The organism is Actinoplanes sp. HUAS TT8 (genome assembly GCF_051380535.1).
GTDB lineage: Bacteria > Actinomycetota > Actinomycetes > Mycobacteriales > Micromonosporaceae > Actinoplanes.
On record NZ_CP195646.1, the window covers coordinates 3,017,538 to 3,036,813 of the forward strand.

Annotated in this window: 21 protein-coding genes; 12 read left to right on the forward strand and 9 right to left on the reverse strand. The window is 71.8% G+C overall.

The genetic code is table 11. The features are described from left to right. Window positions 1–16: 16 nt before the first annotated feature. On the reverse strand, window positions 17–361 hold the full coding sequence (locus tag ACSHV8_RS13325) for a hypothetical protein (RefSeq protein ID WP_436532810.1): 345 nt from the start codon (window positions 359–361) through the stop codon (window positions 17–19). 68 nt (window positions 362–429) lie between these two features. Between ACSHV8_RS13325 and ACSHV8_RS13330 the strand changes: the two genes are divergently transcribed. The 3 genes from ACSHV8_RS13330 to ACSHV8_RS13340 all read left to right on the forward strand — a co-directional run bounded on the left by ACSHV8_RS13330 (window position 430) and on the right by ACSHV8_RS13340 (window position 2,702). After that, a complete protein-coding gene (locus ACSHV8_RS13330; protein ID WP_436532812.1) occupies window positions 430–951 on the forward strand; it encodes a hypothetical protein in 522 nt (173 codons plus the stop codon). Window positions 952–1,011: 60 nt separating this feature from the next. Then, a complete protein-coding gene (locus tag ACSHV8_RS13335) occupies window positions 1,012–1,647 on the forward strand; it encodes a hypothetical protein (protein ID WP_436532814.1) in 636 nt (211 codons plus the stop codon). Between the two features lie 83 nt (window positions 1,648–1,730). Beyond that, window positions 1,731–2,702 carry a beta-ketoacyl-ACP synthase 3 gene (locus ACSHV8_RS13340; protein ID WP_436532816.1) on the forward strand — a complete coding sequence of 324 codons (972 nt, stop codon included), beginning with the start codon at window positions 1,731–1,733 and terminating at the stop codon, window positions 2,700–2,702. A gap of 122 nt (window positions 2,703–2,824) precedes the next feature. Here the strand turns inward: ACSHV8_RS13340 and ACSHV8_RS13345 are convergent, their stop codons facing one another. Both ACSHV8_RS13345 and ACSHV8_RS13350 read right to left on the reverse strand, forming a co-directional pair. After that, window positions 2,825–3,706, reverse strand: coding sequence for a HEAT repeat domain-containing protein (locus tag ACSHV8_RS13345; protein WP_436532817.1), 882 nt, complete (start codon window positions 3,704–3,706; stop codon window positions 2,825–2,827). 162 nt (window positions 3,707–3,868) lie between these two features. Next, window positions 3,869–4,813, reverse strand: a complete 945-nt coding sequence (locus tag ACSHV8_RS13350) for an NADP-dependent oxidoreductase (protein ID WP_436532819.1) — start codon at window positions 4,811–4,813, stop codon at window positions 3,869–3,871. Between the two features lie 74 nt (window positions 4,814–4,887). Between ACSHV8_RS13350 and ACSHV8_RS13355 the strand changes: the two genes are divergently transcribed. Then, the gene (locus tag ACSHV8_RS13355) at window positions 4,888–5,463 is read left to right on the forward strand and encodes a TetR/AcrR family transcriptional regulator (protein WP_436532821.1); all 576 of its coding nucleotides are present in this window, start codon (window positions 4,888–4,890) and stop codon (window positions 5,461–5,463) included. Here the strand turns inward: ACSHV8_RS13355 and ACSHV8_RS13360 are convergent. Then, the gene (locus ACSHV8_RS13360; RefSeq protein ID WP_436532823.1) at window positions 5,444–6,604 is read right to left on the reverse strand and encodes an outer membrane protein assembly factor BamB family protein; all 1,161 of its coding nucleotides are present in this window, start codon (window positions 6,602–6,604) and stop codon (window positions 5,444–5,446) included. The two genes, ACSHV8_RS13355 and ACSHV8_RS13360, sit on opposite strands and share 20 nt — an antisense overlap. 173 nt (window positions 6,605–6,777) lie before the next feature. On the opposite strand from ACSHV8_RS13360, the gene ACSHV8_RS13365 reads away from it, so the two are divergent. Beyond that, entirely contained in the window at window positions 6,778–7,668 is an 891-nt protein-coding gene (locus ACSHV8_RS13365) for a LysR family transcriptional regulator (protein ID WP_436532825.1), read from the forward strand. On the opposite strand, the gene ACSHV8_RS13370 is transcribed toward ACSHV8_RS13365, so the two are convergent. Next, window positions 7,651–8,547, reverse strand: coding sequence for a hypothetical protein (locus tag ACSHV8_RS13370; RefSeq protein WP_436532826.1), 897 nt, complete (start codon window positions 8,545–8,547; stop codon window positions 7,651–7,653). The two genes, ACSHV8_RS13365 and ACSHV8_RS13370, sit on opposite strands and share 18 nt — an antisense overlap. A gap of 95 nt (window positions 8,548–8,642) precedes the next feature. Here ACSHV8_RS13370 and ACSHV8_RS13375 point away from each other — a divergent pair, with 95 nt between their 5' ends. Both ACSHV8_RS13375 and ACSHV8_RS13380 read left to right on the forward strand, forming a co-directional pair. Beyond that, on the forward strand, window positions 8,643–9,224 hold the full coding sequence (locus tag ACSHV8_RS13375; RefSeq protein ID WP_436532828.1) for a TetR/AcrR family transcriptional regulator: 582 nt from the start codon (window positions 8,643–8,645) through the stop codon (window positions 9,222–9,224). A 100-nt stretch (window positions 9,225–9,324) separates the two neighbouring features. Further along, the gene (locus ACSHV8_RS13380; protein ID WP_436532830.1) at window positions 9,325–10,380 is read left to right on the forward strand and encodes a hypothetical protein; all 1,056 of its coding nucleotides are present in this window, start codon (window positions 9,325–9,327) and stop codon (window positions 10,378–10,380) included. A gap of 7 nt (window positions 10,381–10,387) precedes the next feature. Here the strand turns inward: ACSHV8_RS13380 and ACSHV8_RS13385 are convergent, their stop codons facing one another. Continuing rightward, window positions 10,388–10,903 carry a phospholipase gene (locus ACSHV8_RS13385; RefSeq protein WP_436532832.1) on the reverse strand — a complete coding sequence of 172 codons (516 nt, stop codon included), beginning with the start codon at window positions 10,901–10,903 and terminating at the stop codon, window positions 10,388–10,390. Window positions 10,904–11,204: 301 nt separating this feature from the next. Between ACSHV8_RS13385 and ACSHV8_RS13390 the strand changes: the two genes are divergently transcribed. From ACSHV8_RS13390 to ACSHV8_RS13400, 3 genes are read left to right on the forward strand one after another with little or no spacing between them, the layout of a single operon-like run. Further along, window positions 11,205–12,473: a DUF1996 domain-containing protein gene (locus tag ACSHV8_RS13390; protein ID WP_436532833.1), complete on the forward strand. Its 1,269-nt coding sequence runs from the start codon at window positions 11,205–11,207 to the stop codon at window positions 12,471–12,473. A 37-nt stretch (window positions 12,474–12,510) separates the two neighbouring features. Continuing rightward, window positions 12,511–13,260 (forward strand): class I SAM-dependent methyltransferase, encoded by a 750-nt coding sequence (locus ACSHV8_RS13395; protein WP_436532835.1) that lies wholly within the window; start codon window positions 12,511–12,513, stop codon window positions 13,258–13,260. Window positions 13,261–13,297: 37 nt separating this feature from the next. Further along, complete coding sequence (locus tag ACSHV8_RS13400; RefSeq protein WP_436532837.1) at window positions 13,298–14,437, forward strand: SMI1/KNR4 family protein; 1,140 nt, start codon at window positions 13,298–13,300, stop codon at window positions 14,435–14,437. On the opposite strand, the gene ACSHV8_RS13405 is transcribed toward ACSHV8_RS13400, so the two are convergent. Then, entirely contained in the window at window positions 14,419–15,318 is a 900-nt protein-coding gene (locus ACSHV8_RS13405) for an AraC family transcriptional regulator (RefSeq protein ID WP_436532839.1), read from the reverse strand. The genes ACSHV8_RS13400 and ACSHV8_RS13405 overlap by 19 nt on opposite strands. 84 nt (window positions 15,319–15,402) lie before the next feature. Between ACSHV8_RS13405 and ACSHV8_RS13410 the strand changes: the two genes are divergently transcribed. Both ACSHV8_RS13410 and ACSHV8_RS13415 read left to right on the forward strand, forming a co-directional pair. Then, on the forward strand, window positions 15,403–16,218 hold the full coding sequence (locus tag ACSHV8_RS13410; RefSeq protein WP_436536761.1) for an NADP-dependent oxidoreductase: 816 nt from the start codon (window positions 15,403–15,405) through the stop codon (window positions 16,216–16,218). A gap of 82 nt (window positions 16,219–16,300) precedes the next feature. Then, window positions 16,301–16,639 carry a hypothetical protein gene (locus ACSHV8_RS13415; RefSeq protein ID WP_436532841.1) on the forward strand — a complete coding sequence of 113 codons (339 nt, stop codon included), beginning with the start codon at window positions 16,301–16,303 and terminating at the stop codon, window positions 16,637–16,639. Between the two features lie 5 nt (window positions 16,640–16,644). Here ACSHV8_RS13415 and ACSHV8_RS13420 read toward each other — a convergent pair whose 3' ends face one another. Both ACSHV8_RS13420 and ACSHV8_RS13425 read right to left on the reverse strand, forming a co-directional pair. Continuing rightward, the gene (locus tag ACSHV8_RS13420; protein WP_436532842.1) at window positions 16,645–18,063 is read right to left on the reverse strand and encodes a diguanylate cyclase domain-containing protein; all 1,419 of its coding nucleotides are present in this window, start codon (window positions 18,061–18,063) and stop codon (window positions 16,645–16,647) included. 4 nt (window positions 18,064–18,067) lie between these two features. Continuing rightward, a complete protein-coding gene (locus ACSHV8_RS13425) occupies window positions 18,068–19,234 on the reverse strand; it encodes an FIST signal transduction protein (RefSeq protein ID WP_436532844.1) in 1,167 nt (388 codons plus the stop codon). Window positions 19,235–19,276: the final 42 nt, after the last annotated feature.

The window sequence follows — 19,276 nt, forward strand, 5'->3', positions numbered from 1 at the left end:
CGTCACCGTCTCCGGTTCACGCCGGGGCCTCGCGACTCAGATACCGGACCGGCTTGCCGAGCGACTGCGCGTAGGCGATCTCCCGCCGGGTCGACTCACCCACGTAGCCGCCCGGATCCACGATGTACACCTCGTCGGCCATCCGGATTTTCTGCAAGTGCACGCGGCCCAGCCGCCCCTTGAGGTCCGAACCGTCGACCGTCCAGTCGTAGCCCGGCAGATCGGGAAGGCGGAACATCCCGAGGCTGAGCACGACGCAACCGTCCAGCGTCAGCCGCTGGTTGACCTCGGCGAACTCGGCCTCGAACCGGGTCGAGCCGCAGAGCGTGACGACCTTCGCTTCACCTTCCACGAGATCCATGATCGGCGATCCGCTACGCGAGCGCGCCCTGTGGGGGTGAGGGCGCCGAATCTTGAGAGACTGGAAACGTGACACGCACCGGAGAGGGAGTTCGCATCTTCCATGGTCCCCGAGGGGCTCCGCAGGGTGCGCTTCGACGCTTCGTCGGCAAGACCGATCGCCAGGCGCAGGCCTCGCTCGATCGTTGCAAAGAGCTGTTGATCGCAGTCACGCACTGGATTCCGCCGCGCGACGCCCGACCTGCCCGCGTCGAGGACTGGAAGGCCCGGACACCGGAATGGTTCGTTCGTGCCTGCGCCCCCGTCCCGGCCGAGGAGGAACTCCGGGCCGGGAGAGCACTCGACGAAGCGGGAAAGGCTCACCACCGAGCGGAGCAGCCGTGGACCTTCGCCGACTGGATCGGATGGTTCGACCACTCGTCCGGCCGGCAGCGCTCATGGCGCTGGTGGGACGGCGGGATCGACGACGACTCCGATTTCTGGATCGACGTCGAGGTCGTCGAGCTCCCTACGGAGGCCGGAGCGTTGACGTGGATGATGCGCGCGGCCGGGGCACGAAACGTCGTTGAGGCCGGTTCCCGCGACCGGTAGTCGCCGAGAGCGCTCCGCCCGGCCGCCGCGAAACGCCCGCAGGACAGGAAGGAGCCGGTCGTGGAGATGATCGAGCAGCTGGTTTCCCGGACGGACGCCGTCTACCAGCGGTGGCTGACGGAAGCCGTCGACGATTTTGCCGCCGACACCACCGGACTGACCGTGTTCGGCCGGGAATCCCTGCTGGAGCGCAACACGACCTACGAAATCGGCGCGTGGCCGGCGGGCCATCTGATGATCGGCCAGGAAGGGGATCGAGGATATTTCCTCAGATGCGACGGCGGCGGCGGCGGTCCGGTGTACTCGGCCGACCTGGGCGCTCTCGGCCCGGCTGACCTCGACGTGGTTGCTCCCACGTTCGGAGTGTGGCTGCGTTCCGGGTTCGCCCTGCCGGCCGAGCCGGAGCCGGACATGCCACTGATCGCCGACGTCTACATCGACAAGATGCCGGTCGACGCGGTGGCGCTGCTGATGCGCGCAAGCAAGCTGCTGGGCGCGGATTGGCGGGTCGCAGATCTTCGGAACATCCTCGCGGCCCAACCGTTCCTGGCCGCGAGGTCAGCCCAGCCGTGGAAGGTACGGGGCAGGCTGAGATCCGCTCCCGAACTGCGGCAGCACCTGTTTTACGCCGCTGATGACGGCCTGGAGGCGGTATGGGCGACGGAGGGCCCAGATATGCGACCCGGGCGCCGCTGAGCCTCGACCCGGGCTTGCGCCACGCTCGTTGAACGCTTGGTTACCGGCGAGGAACTTCGAAAACGGAGTGCACCCAGGCGGGCATGCTTGGATCCCTGGTCATGGCCCATCCTTTGCAGCCCAGTGTCGGTCACCCCGGATCGCGGATCCTGAGCGTGGCCTCGTACCGCCCCCGAACCGAGGTGGGCAACGAGGCGATTGCCGCTCTGATCGACTCGAGCGACGAGTGGATCCGCCGGCGCTGCGGCATCGAGTCGCGCCGGCGCGCCGCACCCGACGAGGACCTGGTCATGATGGCCACGGCGGCCGCCTCCAAGGCCCTGGCCGGTGCCGGCGTCGACCCGTACGACGTCTCGGCCGTCCTGGTGGCGACGATGTCCCACCGTGGCCCCGCGGCCACGGTGGGCCCCCTGGTCGCCGACGCGTTGGGAGCCACCCAGGCGGCCGCGATGGATTTGGGAGCGGCATGCGCCGGATTCCCGTACGCCCTGGCGACCGCCGACGCGCTCGTCCGCGGCGGCTCGGCCCGCTACGTGGTCCTGGTCGGAGCCGAGCGCATGACCGACATCATCGACGAGCGTGACCGCGGCACGGCGTTCCTGTTCGGCGACGGCGCCGGCGCGGTGGTCATCGGCCCGTCGCCGACGTGCGACATCGGCCCGGTGGTGTGGGGCGCCGACGGCTCCGGCAGCGAGCTGCTGCGGTACGACGAAGCGGGCTTCCTGCGCATGGCCGGCCCCGAGGTCTTCCGCTGGGCCACCTCCATCGTCCCCGACCTGGCCCGGCGCGCGCTGGACGCGGCGGGCATCTCGGCGGCCGACCTTGCGGCCTTCATCCCCCACCAGGCCAACCTGCGCATCATCTCGGCCACCGCGAAGGCCCTGGAACTCGGCCCGCACGTGCGCGTGGCCACCGACATCACGACCAACGGCAACACCGGCGCGGCGTCCATCCCCCAGGCCATGGCCGCCCTGCCCGACACGACGGGTCCCGCCCTGCTCGTCGGCTTCGGCGCCGGCCTCTCGTACGGGGCTCAGGTCGTCATGATGCCCTGACCCGCGGTGGCGATGCCCGTTGGTGACGCTCGCCGGCAGCCGGCAAGGATTGTTCCCGCTTCCCTCGATGACCGGGCCATCAGCCCCGTGGAGCGGCTGGCCAAGTCTTGTCAGCGCTGGGTTCAGGTGATGCGGCTTTCCTTGTCGGTCCACCAGGTGACGAGTTGTTCCGCGACGCCCGTGGTGCGAAGCCCGGTAGCCGCCGGGCCGAGGTGGCGGCGGATCTCCTCGTCCAGAAGCCGGGCGTCCGGGGCATCGCCGGCGCAGGCGAGTGCGACCAGGACGGGTCCGATCAGGTGGTCGTACGCGTCGGTGGGGTTTTCCGGCTCGAAGGCGTTGCCGAGCAGTTCCCGGACCTCGCGGATCGCTTCGTGGTGGCCGGTGGCCATGGCGCGGATCTGCTCGTCAGGGTCGTCGCCGAGCTGCGCGGTCAGCCGGCTCACCGCCGGAACGTCCAGGCCGCCGATCTCCCGGGTCGCGGCGTACAGCGCGTAATAGCGGGTGTCGGCGTCGTCGTCGTGGCAGAGCCGGATCAACGCGTCGGCGGCCTCAAGTTCCACACGGTCGAGGTCGACCAGGCTCGGCAGTGCGGCCGCCACGTGGAACCGCACCCGATCGTCCGGATGATCGGCCAGGGCCACCACCTCCGGCAGCGCCTCCCGGCCGTGGTGACAGCCGAGCGCGGACACTATCCAGCGTGTCACCGCGGGATCGGTTTCCTCGCCGAGCCGGACCCGCATCAGAGAGACTGTCTGGTCCCTGAAATGCCGCTGCTCGTTGCCGAGTTCCCGCAGGATCCGCACGCCCAGTTCCCGCTGCGTGGCGTCGCTGTCGCAGGTGAGCGCGGCGGCCCGGTCGAAGACCTCCCGGGACGGCCGCCGATGCAGTGCGGCAAGCGCCGGGGTCGAAACGTTGCCGTCGTCGTCCTCGACCTCCCGTCTGGCCAGCCGCAGCAACACCGCAAGCGGCAGGTCTTCCGGGGACGGCACATCCAGATCGGTCACCTGCCCAAGTCTGCTCGCCGGCCGCCAGTTCTCACCACGGAGTTCACTGGGCCTCGTTGTCGCAGGTCGTGGCGGGTCCCGGCCGGCCTCGCGCTCATCGTCGCCCTTGACACTTCAGGAACTCATCGCCTCGACGAGGTGGGGGTGATGATTGCTCCATCTTTACAGCAGGTCGATCACGACCTTGCCGTGCACGTGCCGGCCGGACTGGAGTTCGACCGCGGCCCGGATCTGGTCCACCGGGAAGGTGGCCGCGATCGGCACCCGCAGCCGGCCGGCCGCGACCAGGCCCGCGATCTCCTCGATGGCGCCGGGGGCCGCGTTGGCGCCGTTGGCCGAGGTGATCCCGTCGACCAGCCCGGCGATGGTGGTGATCCGCTTGTCGGGCACGCCGAGGTCCCGGGCCACCTGCACGGTGTCGGTCCCGAACAGGTCGATCGCCGCGGTGATGCCGTCAGGGGCCAGGGCGCGGACCCGGTCGGCCAGCCCGTCGCCGTAGACGACCGGCTCGGCTCCGAGCGCGCGCAGCGCATCGGCCGAGGTCGCCGACCCGGTTCCGATCACGCGGGCGCCGGCGAGCCGGGCGAGCTGCGTGGTGAACACGCCGACCCCGCCGCCCGCGCCGCCGATGAGCAGCGTGTCGCCCGGGCCGGCCTGGACCACGGCCAGGGCGGCGGCGGCCGTGCATCCGGCGATGGTCAGGGTGGCGGCGGTGCGGTCGTCGACCCCTTCGGGCGTACGGTGTGCGTCGCCGCCGACCGCGATGGTCCCGCCCGCGTCGATCACCACGTGGTCGGCGATCGCGCGGGACATGGCGCCGCCGAACACCCGGTCACCGGCCGCGAACCCGGTCACGCCGGCACCGACCTGGTCCACGACGCCGGCGTAGTCGGTGCCGAACCCGCACGGCAGGCTCAGGCCGAACCGTTTGCCGGTCTCCGCGTCCGAGGTCATGAACCAGTCCATCGGATTCAGCCCGGCCGCGGCGACCCGCACCCGGATCTGCCCCGGACCGGCCTGCGGCACCGGCACCTCGCGAACGGTCAGGACCTCGGGGCCGCCGAACGAGTCGAGCTGGACCGCCCTGTTGACGCTTGATTGCTGCATTACCACCGGTCTCCTTAAACGGACTATGCTCCGTTTCCAGGAAGCACCGTAGCACAACCGGAGCGTGATCCGTTTTGAACCAGCAGGAGACTCGTGGGCAGCGGGCGGACGCCACCCGCAACCGCGCCCAACTGCTCGAAGTCGCCACCCGCGTGTTCATCGCGGCCGACGACGAGCCGTCGATGCGCGCGATCGCCCGCGAGGCCGGCGTTGGCATCGCCACGCTCTACCGGCACTTTCCCACCCGGGAGTCACTGGTCGACGCCATCTACCGCGATCAGGTCGAGCGGCTCACCGCCGGCGCCCGCGAGCTGCTGGCCGAGCTTGCCCCGCCCGTGGCCCTGCGCCGCTGGATGGACCTGTTCGGGGACTGGATCGCCGCCAAGAACGGCATGCTCGACACGCTGCTGGCGATGATCGAGTCCGGCGAGATCGCCCACACGCAGACCCGGTCCGAGCTGCTCGCGGCCATCGATGCCATCCTCGGGGCCGGCCGCGCGACCGGCGAGCTGCGCGCGGACGTCACCGCCGAGGACATCGCCGCCGCCCTGATCGGCATCTTCACCGTGGCCCGCCCGCCCCAGCACGAGGCCCGGGCTGCCCGCCTGCTGACCATCCTGATGAACGGCATCATCGCGCCGGGACGGTGAAGGCGCGCAGTGTCGCGCCGTCGGTCGTGTAGAGCCAGCCGTGGGTGACGACGGTCCGGTCCGGGCCGCCGGATTCGTGGACGGCGTCGGGCAGGTCGAGCGGCACTCCGGTCACCGGGTCCAGGGCCTCCAGCTGCCAGCCGGCGTCCGGCGTGGAGTGCCCGGCCCACAGGACACCCCCGGCCACCGACGGCGTCAGACCGGCCGCGAGCTGCCACTGCGTCTGCCCGGTGTACAGGTCGACGGCGACGATCGTCTCCGGCTCGCCCTCGGCGCCGGTGTAGACCCGGTCGTGGTCGATCGCCGGGTTGCCCCACAGCCCGGAGCGTGACCACACGACGTGCCCGTCGTCGGCGCGGACCTTGGACAGCTCGGCGTCCTGCCCGACCAGGAAGAACCGGCCGGTCGGGTCGGCCGCATACCCGAACCAGTCCTTCGGGCTCTCCCAGACGACCTGCCCGGTGGCGATGTCGACCGCCTGCATCCCGCCCTGGTACGGCCGCGACAGCAGCATCTTGCCGTCGGCGACCGGCCACTGCGGGTCCAGCCCCAGCCGCTGCCATCGCGGTTCGCCCGTGGCCACGTCGAACGCCCAGGCGCCGAGGGTGGTGCCGTCGTTGCCGCCGACCACCGCGACGCCGTCGTCGAGCAGCAGCCGCCCGGCCGGTGCGGCGGCCGGGATCGGCTTGCGCCAGCGCACCGAGCCGTCCGCGGTGTCCAGCGCGACCAGTTCGCCCGAGCGCACGTACGCGAGCAGCGTGTCCCCGTCGGTCGCCAGCAGCGGCGCCTCGGTCAGCGGGAACCGCCAGTCGGGATCGCCGGTGGTCGCGTCGTACGCGCCCACGCCCGAGCTGTCGGCCAGGAACAGCTGCGTCCCGGCGACGATCGGGGCCTGCTGTTGGGTGGCCCCGCCCGTGGTGGAGATCGACCAGCGTTGCACCAGGCGTTTCACCGTGCCCGCGGTGATCTGGTACTCGTCCGGGTTGAACCCGTCGTGTGTGGCGTCGTGCCCGTCCTGCGCCCAGTCCGAGGCTGCCGGCCGGGGGAGAGCCGCGATCGCCGGGGTGGCGGTGACGGCGAGCGCGGCGAGCGCGGCGAGCGCGGCCATGGCCGTACCCAATCGGCCTGGGGTTTCTCGCATAACCGGCAGGCTAGGCGGAATGCGGGACCGGAACCCGGGGATCTCGCGGATGCGCCCTGACCAGGGCGAACCGGGCTGTCCCGCACCGGGTCCGGGTCGCGCCGGGCGGGCCGCCGATGCAGTGGGATTTCACGGTTCGCTCGGTTCGTTCAGTGTCGCTGTAGAGTGCGGCCATGCTCGACCTGCATCGCCTGCGCATCTTCCGGTCGGTGGTGGCCAGCGGCTCGGTGCACGCCGCCGCGGCCAACCTCGGGTACACGCCGTCGGCGGTCAGCCAGCACCTGGCCGCGCTGCAGCGCGAGACCGGCCTGGTCCTGCTCGAACGCGCCGGTCGCGGCCTGCGTCCGACCTCGGCCGGGCTGGCCCTGGCCGCCGAGGCCGACGAGCTGCTGGCCCGGGTCGGCGCGGTCGAAGCCCTGGTCGCCGACCTGAAGGCCGGGCGGACCGGGGAGCTGTCGATCGCCTACTTCCCGTCGGCCGGCATCGTGTGGATGCCCGCGCTGGTCGACGGGCTGATGCGCGCATTCCCGGGGGTGCGGCTCGACCTGCGGCTCAGCGAGGAGATCGCGGACCGGCCCGAGCAGCGCCCCGACGTGCAGCTGGTGGTGGCCGGCGACGAGGTCCCGCGCCGGGCCGGCTTCCGGACCGAACATCTGCGCGACGACCCGTACGTGGTGGTCCTGGCCGAAAATCACCCCCTGGCCGAGCGCGGTGAGATCGAGCTGGCCGAGCTCGCGCAGCAGCGGTGGATCGACAACGATTTCGTGCAGGGCCGCTGCCGGCAGGTGGCGCTCGACGCGTGCGCGGCCGTCGGATTCCGGCCGTCCTTTCACGTCGAGGCCCACGATTATCGGGCCGCATTGGCATTTGTCGCGGCCGGGATCGGCATCACCGTTCTGCCGTCGCTCGGCGCCGATCAGCCGCCGCCCGGAGTGGTCCGGGTCCCGATCGTGCGCCCGACACCGGTCCGCCGCATTCACGTCGTCATGCGCGAGTCGGTGGTGTCCACCGAGCTCGGCCGGACCGCGCTTGAGCTGCTGCGCGGCTCAGGCGAGCACGCGTAGCGCCCGTAGCGTGTTCCAGCGGCTGGGCTGCCCGTCCTGTTCCAGCGGGAACCACACCTTGCCCGGATGGGTGTTCTCCAGCAGCCAGGTCCCGTCCGGCTGCTGTTTCGAGCGCACCAATTCCCGGGCCTGCTCCAACCGCGGGTCATCGCTGCGTCCGACGGCCCGGAAATAGTCGAGCGCCCGCAGAACGTCATATTTCCAGCGCGTCGGAAAAGAAAATTCCAGCCATTCCCGTACGGGAACATCGCCGTTGCTCTTGCGCCGGAAAAGGTGCCTTTCCAGCAGGTATTGCTCGCCGCGCTCCCGAGCCGCAAGGGTCTCGGGAGTTGCCGGGTAGGCCAGCAGGCCGTCGAGGACACAGAGCGTGCTTGCGAACGAGGAGACCTCGGACTCGTAGCAGTTCCAGCCGCCGTCGCCGAGCTGGTCGGCCAGCAGCCGGGCCACCACCTCGTCGACGTCGTGGCCGAAGTAGGCGCCGAGCGCCACCACCCGCCCGTTGATGCAGGCCTCGACCTCGCCGCGGAAGAACAGCTCGTTGTTGTACTCCCAGCGTGACCCGTCCCGGGCCCGCTCGACGGCCGCCCGCACGACCGGATCGTCCGGGTCGACGCCGAACTCCATCAGCAGCTGCAGCGTGGGCAGGGTCGAGGTCCACGGCTGGCCCGGCCCCTTGTCGGCCACGTCGAACCAGCCGCCGGGGAAGCAGGCGCCGCCGTCCCACTGGCCGTCCTCGCCCTGCCGGTCGAGCAGCTGTCTGCCCCAGCCCTCGTGAGCGATCCGCCGCCGTTGCGCCGCGACCTCAGCTCCGGGCGCGCCGGTCAGGTCCCGCAGCACCTGCCAGCGGATCGCCGGGTCCGCGTCCAGCAACCAGTCCACGCCGCGACCATACCGAGACGGCCCAGCGCCCGCACTCCGGCTAACATTTGGCGAGGTCAGCGGAACCTTGTTCCGGATTTGGGTGGAGGAACCGGGTGGGCGAGAGCACGGCGGAACCGGTACGGCGGGTGCGGGCGGACGCACAGCGCAGCCGCGACGCACTGCGCGAGGCGGCCCGGGAGGTCTTCGCGGTCTCCGGCGTGGACGCGCCCGTGCGGGAGATCGCGGAACGCGCCGGGGTCGGGCTCGGGACCGTCTACCGCCACTTCCCGCAGCGATCCGACCTGGTCGCGGCCGTGTTCCAGCACGCGATCGACCGGTGTGCGGCGGCGGCGCGGGAGATCGCGGCGCAGCATCCGCCTCTGGAGGCGCTGCGGCTCTGGCTGGACCGGTACATCGAGTTCATGGCGACCAAGCGGGGTCTGGCCGCGGCGCTGCACTCCGGGGATCCGGCGTTCGCGACACTGCCCGCCTACTTCGACCGCAACCTGCGGCCGGCGCTGGTCTCGCTGCTCGACGCGGCCGCCGCGGCCGGTCAGGTCCGCCGCGACGTGGCGGCCGAGGATCTGCTGATGGCGGTGGCCAACCTGTGCCTGCCGGCCGAGGGGGACCCGGAGCACACCCGGCGGATGGTGTCGCTGCTCGTCGACGGGCTGAGGTTCGGCGCCGGACACTGACGAGTGTCAACTTCACGATTTCCCCGGATTCCGTCGAACCGGATGGGGGTGTCGCGGTGTGTTCCCTGGCATACGCAGGCGCGGCCAGGGGGAGATAGCGATGAGCCAGGGATATCCGTCGTTCCCGTCGTGGGATGAGGCGCAGCCGGTCGAGTACGCGCCGCCGCCCGCGGTGGCCTACCCCGGGCCGCCGGCCGCCCGTCCTTCCGCGCCCCCGGCCGCTCCTGCGAGCATGCCCTATGCCGCGCCTTATCCGGCGCCGCCTGCGCCGTCCTTCTTTGCGCAGCCGGCCGTCGGGAGTTCCGTGCCGACGGTGATCACCGAGATCCCGATGGCGCCCGCGTTCGGGCGGGCCGCGCCGCCGCCGGCCGGCTACCCGGACTTCGACTACGCGACCGGCATCGACTACGCGGCCGGTCCGGTCGCCCCGCCGGTCGCCCGCAAGGTTCCGCGGGCCGCGATCTACGGGATCGTGGCGACCGCGCTGCTCGCCGCCGGGGTGCTCGGCTACGCGAACCTGCATTCGCGGCCGGCGGCGTCGCGGCCGGCCGCGGCCACGCCGACCCCGCGGGCCTCGGCGTTCGAGGCACCGCCGTTCCCGGTCGACCCGACCGGTCCGGCCGTGCCGACGTTCCCCGGCGCATCCAAGGGTGCGCCGGCCGGCCTGCGCGCCGACGCGCCCGCCCGCCAGGTTGCCGGGGCCACGTTCGGACGCGACGAGGATGTCTCGGTGGCGACCTCGGGCGGGTGGCCGTTCGCATTCCGGATCCCGGCCGACTGGAAGTGCGTCGGTGGCAAGGTCGACCTGCCCGACTCCGAGGCCATGGTCTGTTTCGACAAAAGGACCGAGAAGAACGAGCGGGCCGGGATCATCCTGCGCACCTGCCCGTCGACCTGCGACGCGGCCGACCGGGCGAAGCTGGACCAGCAGTGGTTCGAGAACACGGCCGGGCTGCGGCGGGCCGACGGCGACACCCGGTTCCGGCAGACCGCCGAGAACGGCGCCGGCAAGTACCAACTGGAGCTCGGCCACTTCTTCACCGACCCCGCGAGCGGGGTGAAATACCAGGTCGGCGTGGATGCGCGGACCGCGCCGGCGCAGAAGGCCAAGGCGCAGAAGGTCGTCAACGACGTACTGTCGCAGACGACCTTCTGACCTCAGGTCAGGCCGCGCTCTTGAGCTCGGCGGCCTCGGCGATGTCGGCGTCGGTGACCGCGGCGAACGAGCCGAAGACCGAGACGGCCTGGTAGTAGGTCCACGCGAGGGCGTTGCAGGCCGGCCGCACGGCCGACGAGTAGGTGGCGCACTTGCGCTTGAGGTCCTCGTAGAGCGCCGAGTCGAGGCGGCTCTTGTTGGCGTCGAACTGGCCGACCGCCTTGTAGTTGCGGTAGCCGAAGTCGTGCCGGGCGCAGGAGAGCGTGAAGTCGAAGCCGAGCGGGTTGTCCGGGCTCGACGAGCAGTAGTCGGTGCTCCAGTCGAAGGCGTAGGACGACCATGCGCCCTGGTTGTTGCGGGCCGCGAGCCAGGTGTTGTAGCTGGTCGCGCTGGTCTGGGTGAAGCTCGACAGGACGGCGAGCTTGTCGGCCGGGGCGGCCGCGGCCGGGGCGGCCAGGCCGATCGTGAGGGCGGCGGTGGCGACGGCGGCGGAGAACAGGGAACGGACTGCGGTGGCGGTCATCCGGGGCTCCTTGATGCGGGGGCTGCCTGATCAACGATCCTGAGGTCCGCAACTTGCCGCGGGCCACCGCGCAAATAGACTTTTGTCAATCTAAGTGGAAACGGTTCGGTTCGGGGGCGGTAAGCGGGGAGGGGGTCCCCACTTACCGGAACTGTGCGTGAGGCACCGCGCTGACCTGCCGATACATCGCCGAAAGCAGTTTCGGCGCATTGACACCGATTAACACGCCGTTCACAGTGGCGGGCAAGAGAGCGCTTTCTTACACCCCCCGTCCTCCTGTGGTTGGAAAGGCTCGTCGCCCATGCGCAAACGTCCCCTGCTCGCCGCTGCCGTAGCCGCGGCCCTCACCGCCTACGTGCTGGTCGCCGCCACCGCGGCCAGCGCCGCCGACACCCTGCTCTCGCAGGGGCGCACCGCCACCGCGTCGTCCGTCGAGTCGGCCGCCTTCCCGGCCGGCAACGCCGTCGACGGCAACGCCGGCACCCGCTGGTCCAGCGCGTTCGCCGACCCGCAGTGGCTGCAGGTCGACCTCGGCGCCAGTGCCACCATCACCTCGGTGAGCCTGGACTGGGAGGCCGCGTACGCGAAATCGTTCTCGATCTCGACCTCGGCCGACGGCAATTCCTGGACCAGCCGCTACAGCACCACCACCGGGACCGGTGGGCACCAGAGCGTCACGGTCAACGGCACCGGTCGCTACGTGCGGCTCACCACCACGGTCCGGGCCACCCAGTGGGGTGTGTCGCTCACCGAGTTCCAGGTCTACGGCACCGGCGGCGGCACGACCACACCGCCGACCATCCCGCCGGGCGCGGTCCGGGTCGCCGAATTCCTGGCCGACTGCCCGTTCACCCACCGGCTGCCCGACGACCCGATCGTCTTCCCCAACCTGCCCGGCGCCTCGCACATGCACAGCTTCTTCGGCAGCGAGGTCACCAACGCGACGACCACGGTCAACGACCTGATCAACGCCAACAGCAACTGCAACCCGTCGATCGACAAGTCGTCCTACTGGATCCCCACCCTCTACCAGGACAACGTCGCGGTCGAACCGGTCACCGGGGTCTTCTACTACCTCGGCGAAGGCGTCTCGGACGCGCTGATCGCGCAGACCCAGCCGCTGCCGCTCGGCCTGCGCATCGTGGCCGGCAACGCCAAGGCGACCGGGCCGGCCGACAACACCATCGCCCGCTGGTCCTGCCTGAGCCACGGCGAGGTCAACCCGCTGTCCGACTTCGTGAACTGCCCGGCCGGGTCGATGCTGGAGTCCTACCTCGACTTCCCGCACTGCTGGGACGGCAAGAACCTGGACTCGGCCGACCACAAGAGCCACATGGCGTACCCGGTCAACAACGCCTGCCCGGCCAGCCACCCGGTCGTCGTGCCCAAGCTGCGCCAGGTCATGCGCTACCCGGTCAACGGTGACCCGTCGCGGCTGCGGCTCGCCTCCGGCCCCGGCTACACCATGCACGGCGACTTCTTCAACGCGTGGCCGGTCGACGAGATGGCCCGCCGCGTCAACAACTGCATCCGGATCATCGTGAAGTGCGGAGCCGACGGCCGACCTTGATCATGCCGGCGGGGGCAGCATGACATATGTTGCCCCCGTGAGTTCATCCGAAAGTGACCAGCAGCGCCGGCAGCACGCGGCGTCGTTCGGGGCGGCCGCCCAGGCATACCGGCGGGGCCGCCCCACGTACCCGCAGGCGGCGGTCGACTGGCTGATCCCGGCCTCCGCCAAGACGGTCCTGGACCTCGGTGCGGGCACCGGCAAGTTCACCGAACTGCTGGTCGCGTCCGGGTTCGACGTCATCGCCGTCGAACCGTCGGACGGCATGCGCGCCCAGCTGGCCGAGGTGGTGCCGGCAGCGGCCGTGCACGCCGGCACGGCCGAGAAGATCCCGCTTCCGGACGGCTCGGCCGACGCCGCCGTGATGGCCCAGGCCTGGCACTGGGTCGACCCGGCCGTCGCCATCCCCGAGATCGCCCGCGTGGTGCGCCCGGGCGGCACGTTCGGCCTGGTCTGGAACATCCGCGACGAGAAGGAACCGTGGGTCGCCGAGCTCGGCGAACTGCTGGAACACCACAGCAGCCAGGCCCTGGACACGGCACCGGCTTTGGGCGCACCGTTCACGCAGGTCACCCGGGCCGAATTCGGCTGGGTGCACACGATGACCCGGGCCGCGCTGATCGACATGGTGGCCTCGCGCAGCTACGTGATCGTCCTGCCCGACGCGGAACGCGCCGAACTGCTCGGCAACGTGGCCGAACTGCTCGACTCGCACCCGGACCTGGCCGACCACGACGAGATCCGGCTGCCCTACGTGACCCGCTGCACCCGCGCGATCCGGGCATGACCCACGAGCTGCTCGCGGAGATTCGTACGATGCTCGGGTGAGGGACGCGGACCAGTGGCGGGTGTATCTGGCTGACTACAGCGCTGACGTTCTGCGGACCGCGGAACCCGCGGTGCTCCGCGACGTCAGTGAGAAGCAGCGGGCCGACCGCTGGCTCGGCTTCGGCGGGGCCCGCCCCGAGCAGCTCGCGGCCCTGCAGAAGCGTCTCGGGACCGCGCTGCCGCCCAGCTACCGGGCGTTTCTGCAGGTGTCCGACGGCTGGCTCAACCTCGGCTCGTTCATGTACACGATGCGCACCACCGGCGAGGTCGGCTGGCTGCGCGACGTCGAGCCGGACATGTGCCACGACGAGCACGACGAGGAGACCCGGATCGTCGCGCGGTCGCTGCTGATCTCCGGGGACGGTGACGCGCAGTACTGGCTGCTCGATCCGGGTGACGTGAACGCCGACGGCGAGTGGGCCGCGTACGTCTGGGCCAGCTGGTATCCCGGCCTGGGTGACCGGCTGGAATCCTTCGAGGCGCTGGTCGACGGGGAGCGGGACTCCTACGAGCGGCTGCGCGGGGCCGACGGGCACCCGGTCCACCCGGAAGGCGCGGAGGAGCTGGTCGCCGAGGGCCGCGCTCTGGCGTTGCGCGGCGAGGTCGAGGCCGCGGCCGACGCGTTCGAACGGGCCGCGGTCAAGGGCTCGGGCGCCGGCGCCTACCTGGGCACCGTTCTCAGCGCGTTCCTCAAGCCGGACCTGGTCCACCACGAGATCCGCAACCAGGTCCTGGCGCACGCGCACGTGGTCATCGCGGTCGGCGCCGAACTCGTCCGGGCCGAGGCGGTTCCGCTGTTCCTGCGCCGTGACCGGATGCCGTCGCACCTGCGGCTGCTCAACGGGGTGCTGACCGAGGCGGAGATCAGCGGCCGGTTCGCGCCCCCGGTCCTGCCCGAGGCGCCGCTGTTCCAGGCGGCGCTCGACCGGGCCCGTGAGCTCGTCCACGCGGATCGCCCCGACGAGGCGTGGCAGGTCATCGTGCAGGCGCTGCCGGCCTGGAGTTCGGACTCCCCGCACCGGATCGCCCCGGTCATCCTGCTGACCGATCCCGATCTGTGTCATCTGATCACCCGGGAGCGCGCGCAGATCGTCATCCGGACGCCGCGCGGGGCGGATCAGCCGGTCCGGCGGTAGCGGCCCGGGGGAGTGCCGAAGCGGCGTTTGAAGGCGGCGGCGAACGCGAACTCGGAGCTGTAGCCGACCGCGGCGGCGATCGAGGTCAGGGGTGCGTCGGAGGACTTCAGCAGGCGGGCCGCGCAGGTCAGGCGCCACCAGGTCAGATACGTCAACGGCGGCTGGCCGGCCAGTGCGGTGAAGCGGCGCGCGAACGGGGTCCGGGACAGCCCGGCCTCGCCGGCCAGCGAGGCGACGGTCCACGGGCGTTCGGGGCGAAGGTGCATCGCCCGCAGCGCGGCGGCGATCGGCGCGTCGTTGAGGGCGAGCGCCCACCCGCCGGCCGGAACCTGGTCGAGCCAGGCGCGCAGGATGTGCAGCAGCAGTGTGTCCAGCAGCGCGGCAACGATCGCGTCGGTGCCCAGGCGCGGGTTCAGCAGTTCGCCGGCGAGCAGGTCGACGGTCGAGCGCAGCGACGGGTGCCGGCCCAGGTGCGCGGGCAGGTGGATCAGCTCGGGCAGGCCGGTGAGCAGCGGATGCGTGCGATCGGTGTCGAGCTCGTAGCCGCCGCACAGGACCACGGCGGCCGGGTCGGGCACGGTCCGGCTGGCGAACCGGGCCACCGTACGCGGATCGCACGACGGCCCGTCCGCCCTGCTCAGCGGGCTGCCGCCGAGCGTGTGCCCGCGCCCGTGGGGACGGAACACCACGTCCCCGGCGGCCAGCTCGACCGGCTCACCCTCGGGCGGGGTCAGCCAGCACGGGCCGCGCAGGATCACCTGGAAACCGGCGGCGCCGGGCACCGGCCCGAACTCCTGCGCCCACGGTGCCGCCCACTCGACCCGGGCCGAGCGGGCCTCGCCGGTGCGCATCACCGTGATCATGTCGCTGAGCACATCCATCGTCCGGGACGATAGCGCAGGAAAGCAGGCTTCTGACACATGGTTCGTCCCGCGCCGGGATCGTAGCGTCGTGGTGTGCGAGCGATGCGAATTCATCGGTACGGCGATCCCGGCGTCATTCAGGCCGACGACGTCCCGCGGCCCGAGCCCGGTCCGGGTGACGCCCTGGTCAAGGTGGCCGCCACGTCTTTCAACCCCTCCGATCTGGGGGTACGCCGTGGGCTGCTCCCGACCGATCTGCCGTTCACGCTCGGCGGCGACGTCGCCGGCACCGCCGAGGGCGAGCGCGTCATCGGCCGGATCGTCGCCGCGTCCGCCGACTACGTCAGCGCCCCCGCGCAGGACCTGGTCCCGGCCCCGGCCACGATCCCCCTGGCGCACGCCGCGGCCATCCCGATCGCCGGCCTGACCGCCTGGCAGGCCGTGTTCGAGCACGCCAAGGCCGGCCCCGGCATGCGCCTCCTGATCAACGGCGCCGGCGGGGGCGTCGGCGGTTTCGCCGTGCAGCTGGCCAAGTACGCCGGGGCGCACGTCACCGCGACCGCCTCGGCCCGCAGCGCCGCCACGGTCCGTGCCCAGGGCGCCGACGAGATCGTCGACCACACCCGCGAGCCGCTGCCGCAGGGCTTCGACGCCGTCCTCAACCTGGTCCACGTCGAGCCGCCCGCGATCGACGAACTGCTCGGGCTGGGCCCGGTCGTGGTCTCGATCACGGTGCCGTTCGGCATCCACTTCGTGGCCCGCAACGACACCCGGCAGCTGTCCGAGCTGGTCGCGCTGATCGATGCGGGTGCCGTCACGGTCGACATCGCCGGCGTGCGCCCGCTGACCGAGCTGGCCGATGTGCACCGGGCGGCCGAGGCCGGACGGCTGCGCGGCAAGACCGTTCTCGTGCCGTGACGGCGAGGTTGACCTCGGTGGCTAGCCTGGCGCGATGGGTTCGGGGGCTACGTCACGACGTACGCGAAACGTGGTTGTCGCTGTGATCGTGGTGATCGCAGCGCTGGCCTGCCTGTGGGGCGCGAAATTCGTGTATCTGGTGGCCCTCGGCGACGAGGGGTCGATGCCCCCGCAGTCGCGGATCCCGCAGGTGCCGGCCGGGGCGACAGTGGTCTCGCAGGAGAAGTCGTGCGGGTCGGGCGGCTGCTGGTGGGAGGTCACCGTGCAGCCGCCGGCCGGGCAGAGCCCCGAGGAGCTGGCCCGGCAGATGGGCCTGGGCAACGAGCAGGAGAAGGCGCCGACGCTGACCGATCCGGGGTCGGTCTACGTCGGCGCCACCGCGGTCGGCGGGCAGCTGAAGATCCATGTCGGGTACCAGTAGGCGGCTCAGCAGGCGGGGCGCAGGACCTCCGTACGCATGCGCGGTTCGAATGCCCGGCACGTGCCCGGCTTGGTCTTCTTGGCCCGATACATCGCCAGGTCGGCCTCTTCGAGCAGGCCCTCCGCGGTCCGCCCGGGTTCGCTGTAGGCGATGCCGACGCTGGCCTGGGTGGCCACCGAGCGGCCGGCGATCTCGAACGGCTCACCGATCGCGTCGATGACCCGGTGCGCGATCTCCCACGCCTGGGTGCGCCCGGAGATCGGCTCCAGCAGCACCGCGAACTCGTCGCCGCCGAACCGGGCGGCCATGTCGGTGTCGCGGACCGCGTCGCGCAGCCGCGCGGCGACCCCGCGCAGCAGTTCGTCGCCCGCAGCGTGCCCGAGCGTGTCGTTGACCTGCTTGAACAGGTCCAGGTCGAGGTAGAGCAGGGCGGCCCCGCCGTTGTCGGCGAGCACCTGCTCGACCCGCCGCAGGAACAGGGTGCGGTTGGGCAGCCGGGTCAGCGGGTCGTGGTGGGCCTCGTGGACCGCGGCCTGGGTGTGCGCGCCGGTCAGGGCCAGGCTGGCCTGCTCGCTGAACGCCGCCAGGACGTCGCGGCGCTCGGATTCGCGCACGTCACCGCCGTGCCCGGAGATCACGAAACCGCCGGCGAGCCGGTCACCGATGTACACCGGTGCGGCGGCCAGCATGCCGTCGGAGATCGGCTCGCCGGCCGCCATGGCCCGGCGGGCGGCGTCCAGCACGGCGGCCCGCCCGGATCCGGTGCCGCCCGAGGCCGAGGCCACGGTCAGCTTGCCCGCGTCGCCGACGTCGTTGAGCACCAGCGCCGCGACCCCGTCGTCGAGCAGGGTCCGGGCGCCGAGCGTGATCGAGTCGAGCAGCTCGCCCAGCGGCGTGCCCTGGCTGGCCGCCCGCTGCACACGCAGCAGCGTCTCCAGCAGCCGTTCCCGGCGTTCGAGAGCCTCCAGGAGCACCAGCCGGGCCTCGGCCTCGCGCTCGCGTTCCAGGCGCAGCTGCTGCTCGGCGGCGATCGTGCGCAGCCCGCGCAGGGCCAGGCCGAGCACCTTGGCCATGCCCTGCAGCATCTGGCGTTCCTCGGGCGCGAACGGCTCGCCCGCCCGGGCCACGACCAGGCGTTCGTCGAACTCGCCGGCCAGCACGTGCACGGTGACGAAAGCCGGGCCGAACCCGGGGAACGACACGGTCTCCTCACCCGAGCGGACGCGGGTGAACACGTCCGGGTCGGGGGAGCGGCCCAGCCCGACGGACGCGGCCAGCTCACCGCCGAAGATCACCGCGCCCAGTTCGGCGTCGGTGGCCTCGGTGGCGCGCTGCACGGCGATCCGGGCGGCGCTCGGCTCGTCGCCGGCCCGGGTGATGGCGCTGAAGTATTCGCTGAGCCGCAGCATCGACCACGCGGTCATCGGCTCAGCTCACTGCGAGGGCGGCCACGGTCAGATGATGCATGCCCTTGGCTCCCCGGGTCAGGACGATCTCGCCGTTGGAGTAGAAACCGCCGAACGGAACGGGCTTGAGGGCGTCGCGCAGCCGCTCGGCGGCCAGATCGGCGTTGTCCTGGCCGAGCGCGATCGGCCGTACGCAGCAGTCGAAGACCAGGACCCCCAGCGGTGCCGCGCCCTCCAGCGCCTCGGTGGCGGCCCCGGCGGCCGACGCCGCGGCACCGACGACGGCATCGACGTCCTGCTGCATGAACCAGACCATCGCGCCCTCGGGCGTCTCGGCCAGACTCGAGATCGACCGCCCCTCGGGGTCGCATTCGAAGATGATGCGTACGTCCTCGCCGGTGCGCCGGGCCAGCCCGAGCGGCCGCACGGTCGCGAACGTCAAAAACGCCGTCGCGTCGCCGGCCAGCTCCGGTGATCCGCCGGTGCGGCGCAGGTAGACGTCGAGCGCCGGTTCCCCGTCGAGCTCGAAGATCTTGCCACCCTCGCTGCGGGTGACCACCATCGGCTCGCCCGTGCGGTGCCAGCCGTGCGCCATCCCGATCCCGAACGGCGTCTCGGAGCCGAGCGCGGCCCCGAGCACCGCGTTCTTGAGCACCCGGACCTCACGGCCGTCGCTGAAGAACGCGTACGTCCCGGTCTGGGTCACGTCGTCGCCGGCGCACCCGCCGATCAGCGGCACCTGCGCGCCCGCCACCGAATAGGCCCCGCGCACGACCTCCTGCTGGTCGCCGCTGCGCCCGTCGCCGAGCATCAGCAGCACCCGGTGCGGGGAGCCGACGTCGTCCAGGGCGGACGCCACGGTCTCGCCCGCGGCATAAAGATCCATGCTGTTGTACGGCACGGCCCGCCCCGACACGCTGAACCCGTCCCCGCCGAGCGCGTTGACCACCACGCCGGAGCCGCGACCGTCCTCGGTGAACTCGCCGGAGGTCGAACAGCCGATCATGAGAACGTCCCCGCCGGCCGCCGCGTGCACCGCGGCCGCCATCGCCGGCGTCGAGTGCGACAACGCCGCGAACACGATCACCATGCTCGCCCGGCGCCCGCCGAGCGCTTCCCGGCACGCCTGCGCCCCGGCCTCGGCCGGGTCGGCCAGAAGACTGCGTCCCACCCCGAACCAACGCTCCACGATCGCCCCCTCCTGCCGACGGCACGCGGTGGGCCGTCCGGG

Bases quoted from the DNA above. Each gene is read 5' to 3' on its own strand.
- ACSHV8_RS13410 (WP_436536761.1), top strand. From the start codon at position 15,403: ATGCGAATTCATCGGTACGGCGATCCCGGCGTCATTCAGGCCGACGAC.
- ACSHV8_RS13420 (WP_436532842.1), bottom strand. From the start codon at position 18,063: ATGACCGCGTGGTCGATGCTGCGGCTCAGCGAATACTTCAGCGCCATC.
- ACSHV8_RS13365 (WP_436532825.1), top strand. From the start codon at position 6,778: ATGCTCGACCTGCATCGCCTGCGCATCTTCCGGTCGGTGGTGGCCAGC.
- ACSHV8_RS13325 (WP_436532810.1), bottom strand. From the start codon at position 361: ATGGATCTCGTGGAAGGTGAAGCGAAGGTCGTCACGCTCTGCGGCTCG.
- ACSHV8_RS13340 (WP_436532816.1), top strand. From the start codon at position 1,731: ATGCTTGGATCCCTGGTCATGGCCCATCCTTTGCAGCCCAGTGTCGGT.
- ACSHV8_RS13385 (WP_436532832.1), bottom strand. From the start codon at position 10,903: ATGACCGCCACCGCAGTCCGTTCCCTGTTCTCCGCCGCCGTCGCCACC.
- ACSHV8_RS13360 (WP_436532823.1), bottom strand. From the start codon at position 6,604: ATGCGAGAAACCCCAGGCCGATTGGGTACGGCCATGGCCGCGCTCGCC.
- ACSHV8_RS13350 (WP_436532819.1), bottom strand. From the start codon at position 4,813: ATGCAGCAATCAAGCGTCAACAGGGCGGTCCAGCTCGACTCGTTCGGC.
- ACSHV8_RS13380 (WP_436532830.1), top strand. From the start codon at position 9,325: ATGAGCCAGGGATATCCGTCGTTCCCGTCGTGGGATGAGGCGCAGCCG.
- ACSHV8_RS13405 (WP_436532839.1), bottom strand. From the start codon at position 15,318: ATGGATGTGCTCAGCGACATGATCACGGTGATGCGCACCGGCGAGGCC.
- ACSHV8_RS13390 (WP_436532833.1), top strand. From the start codon at position 11,205: ATGCGCAAACGTCCCCTGCTCGCCGCTGCCGTAGCCGCGGCCCTCACC.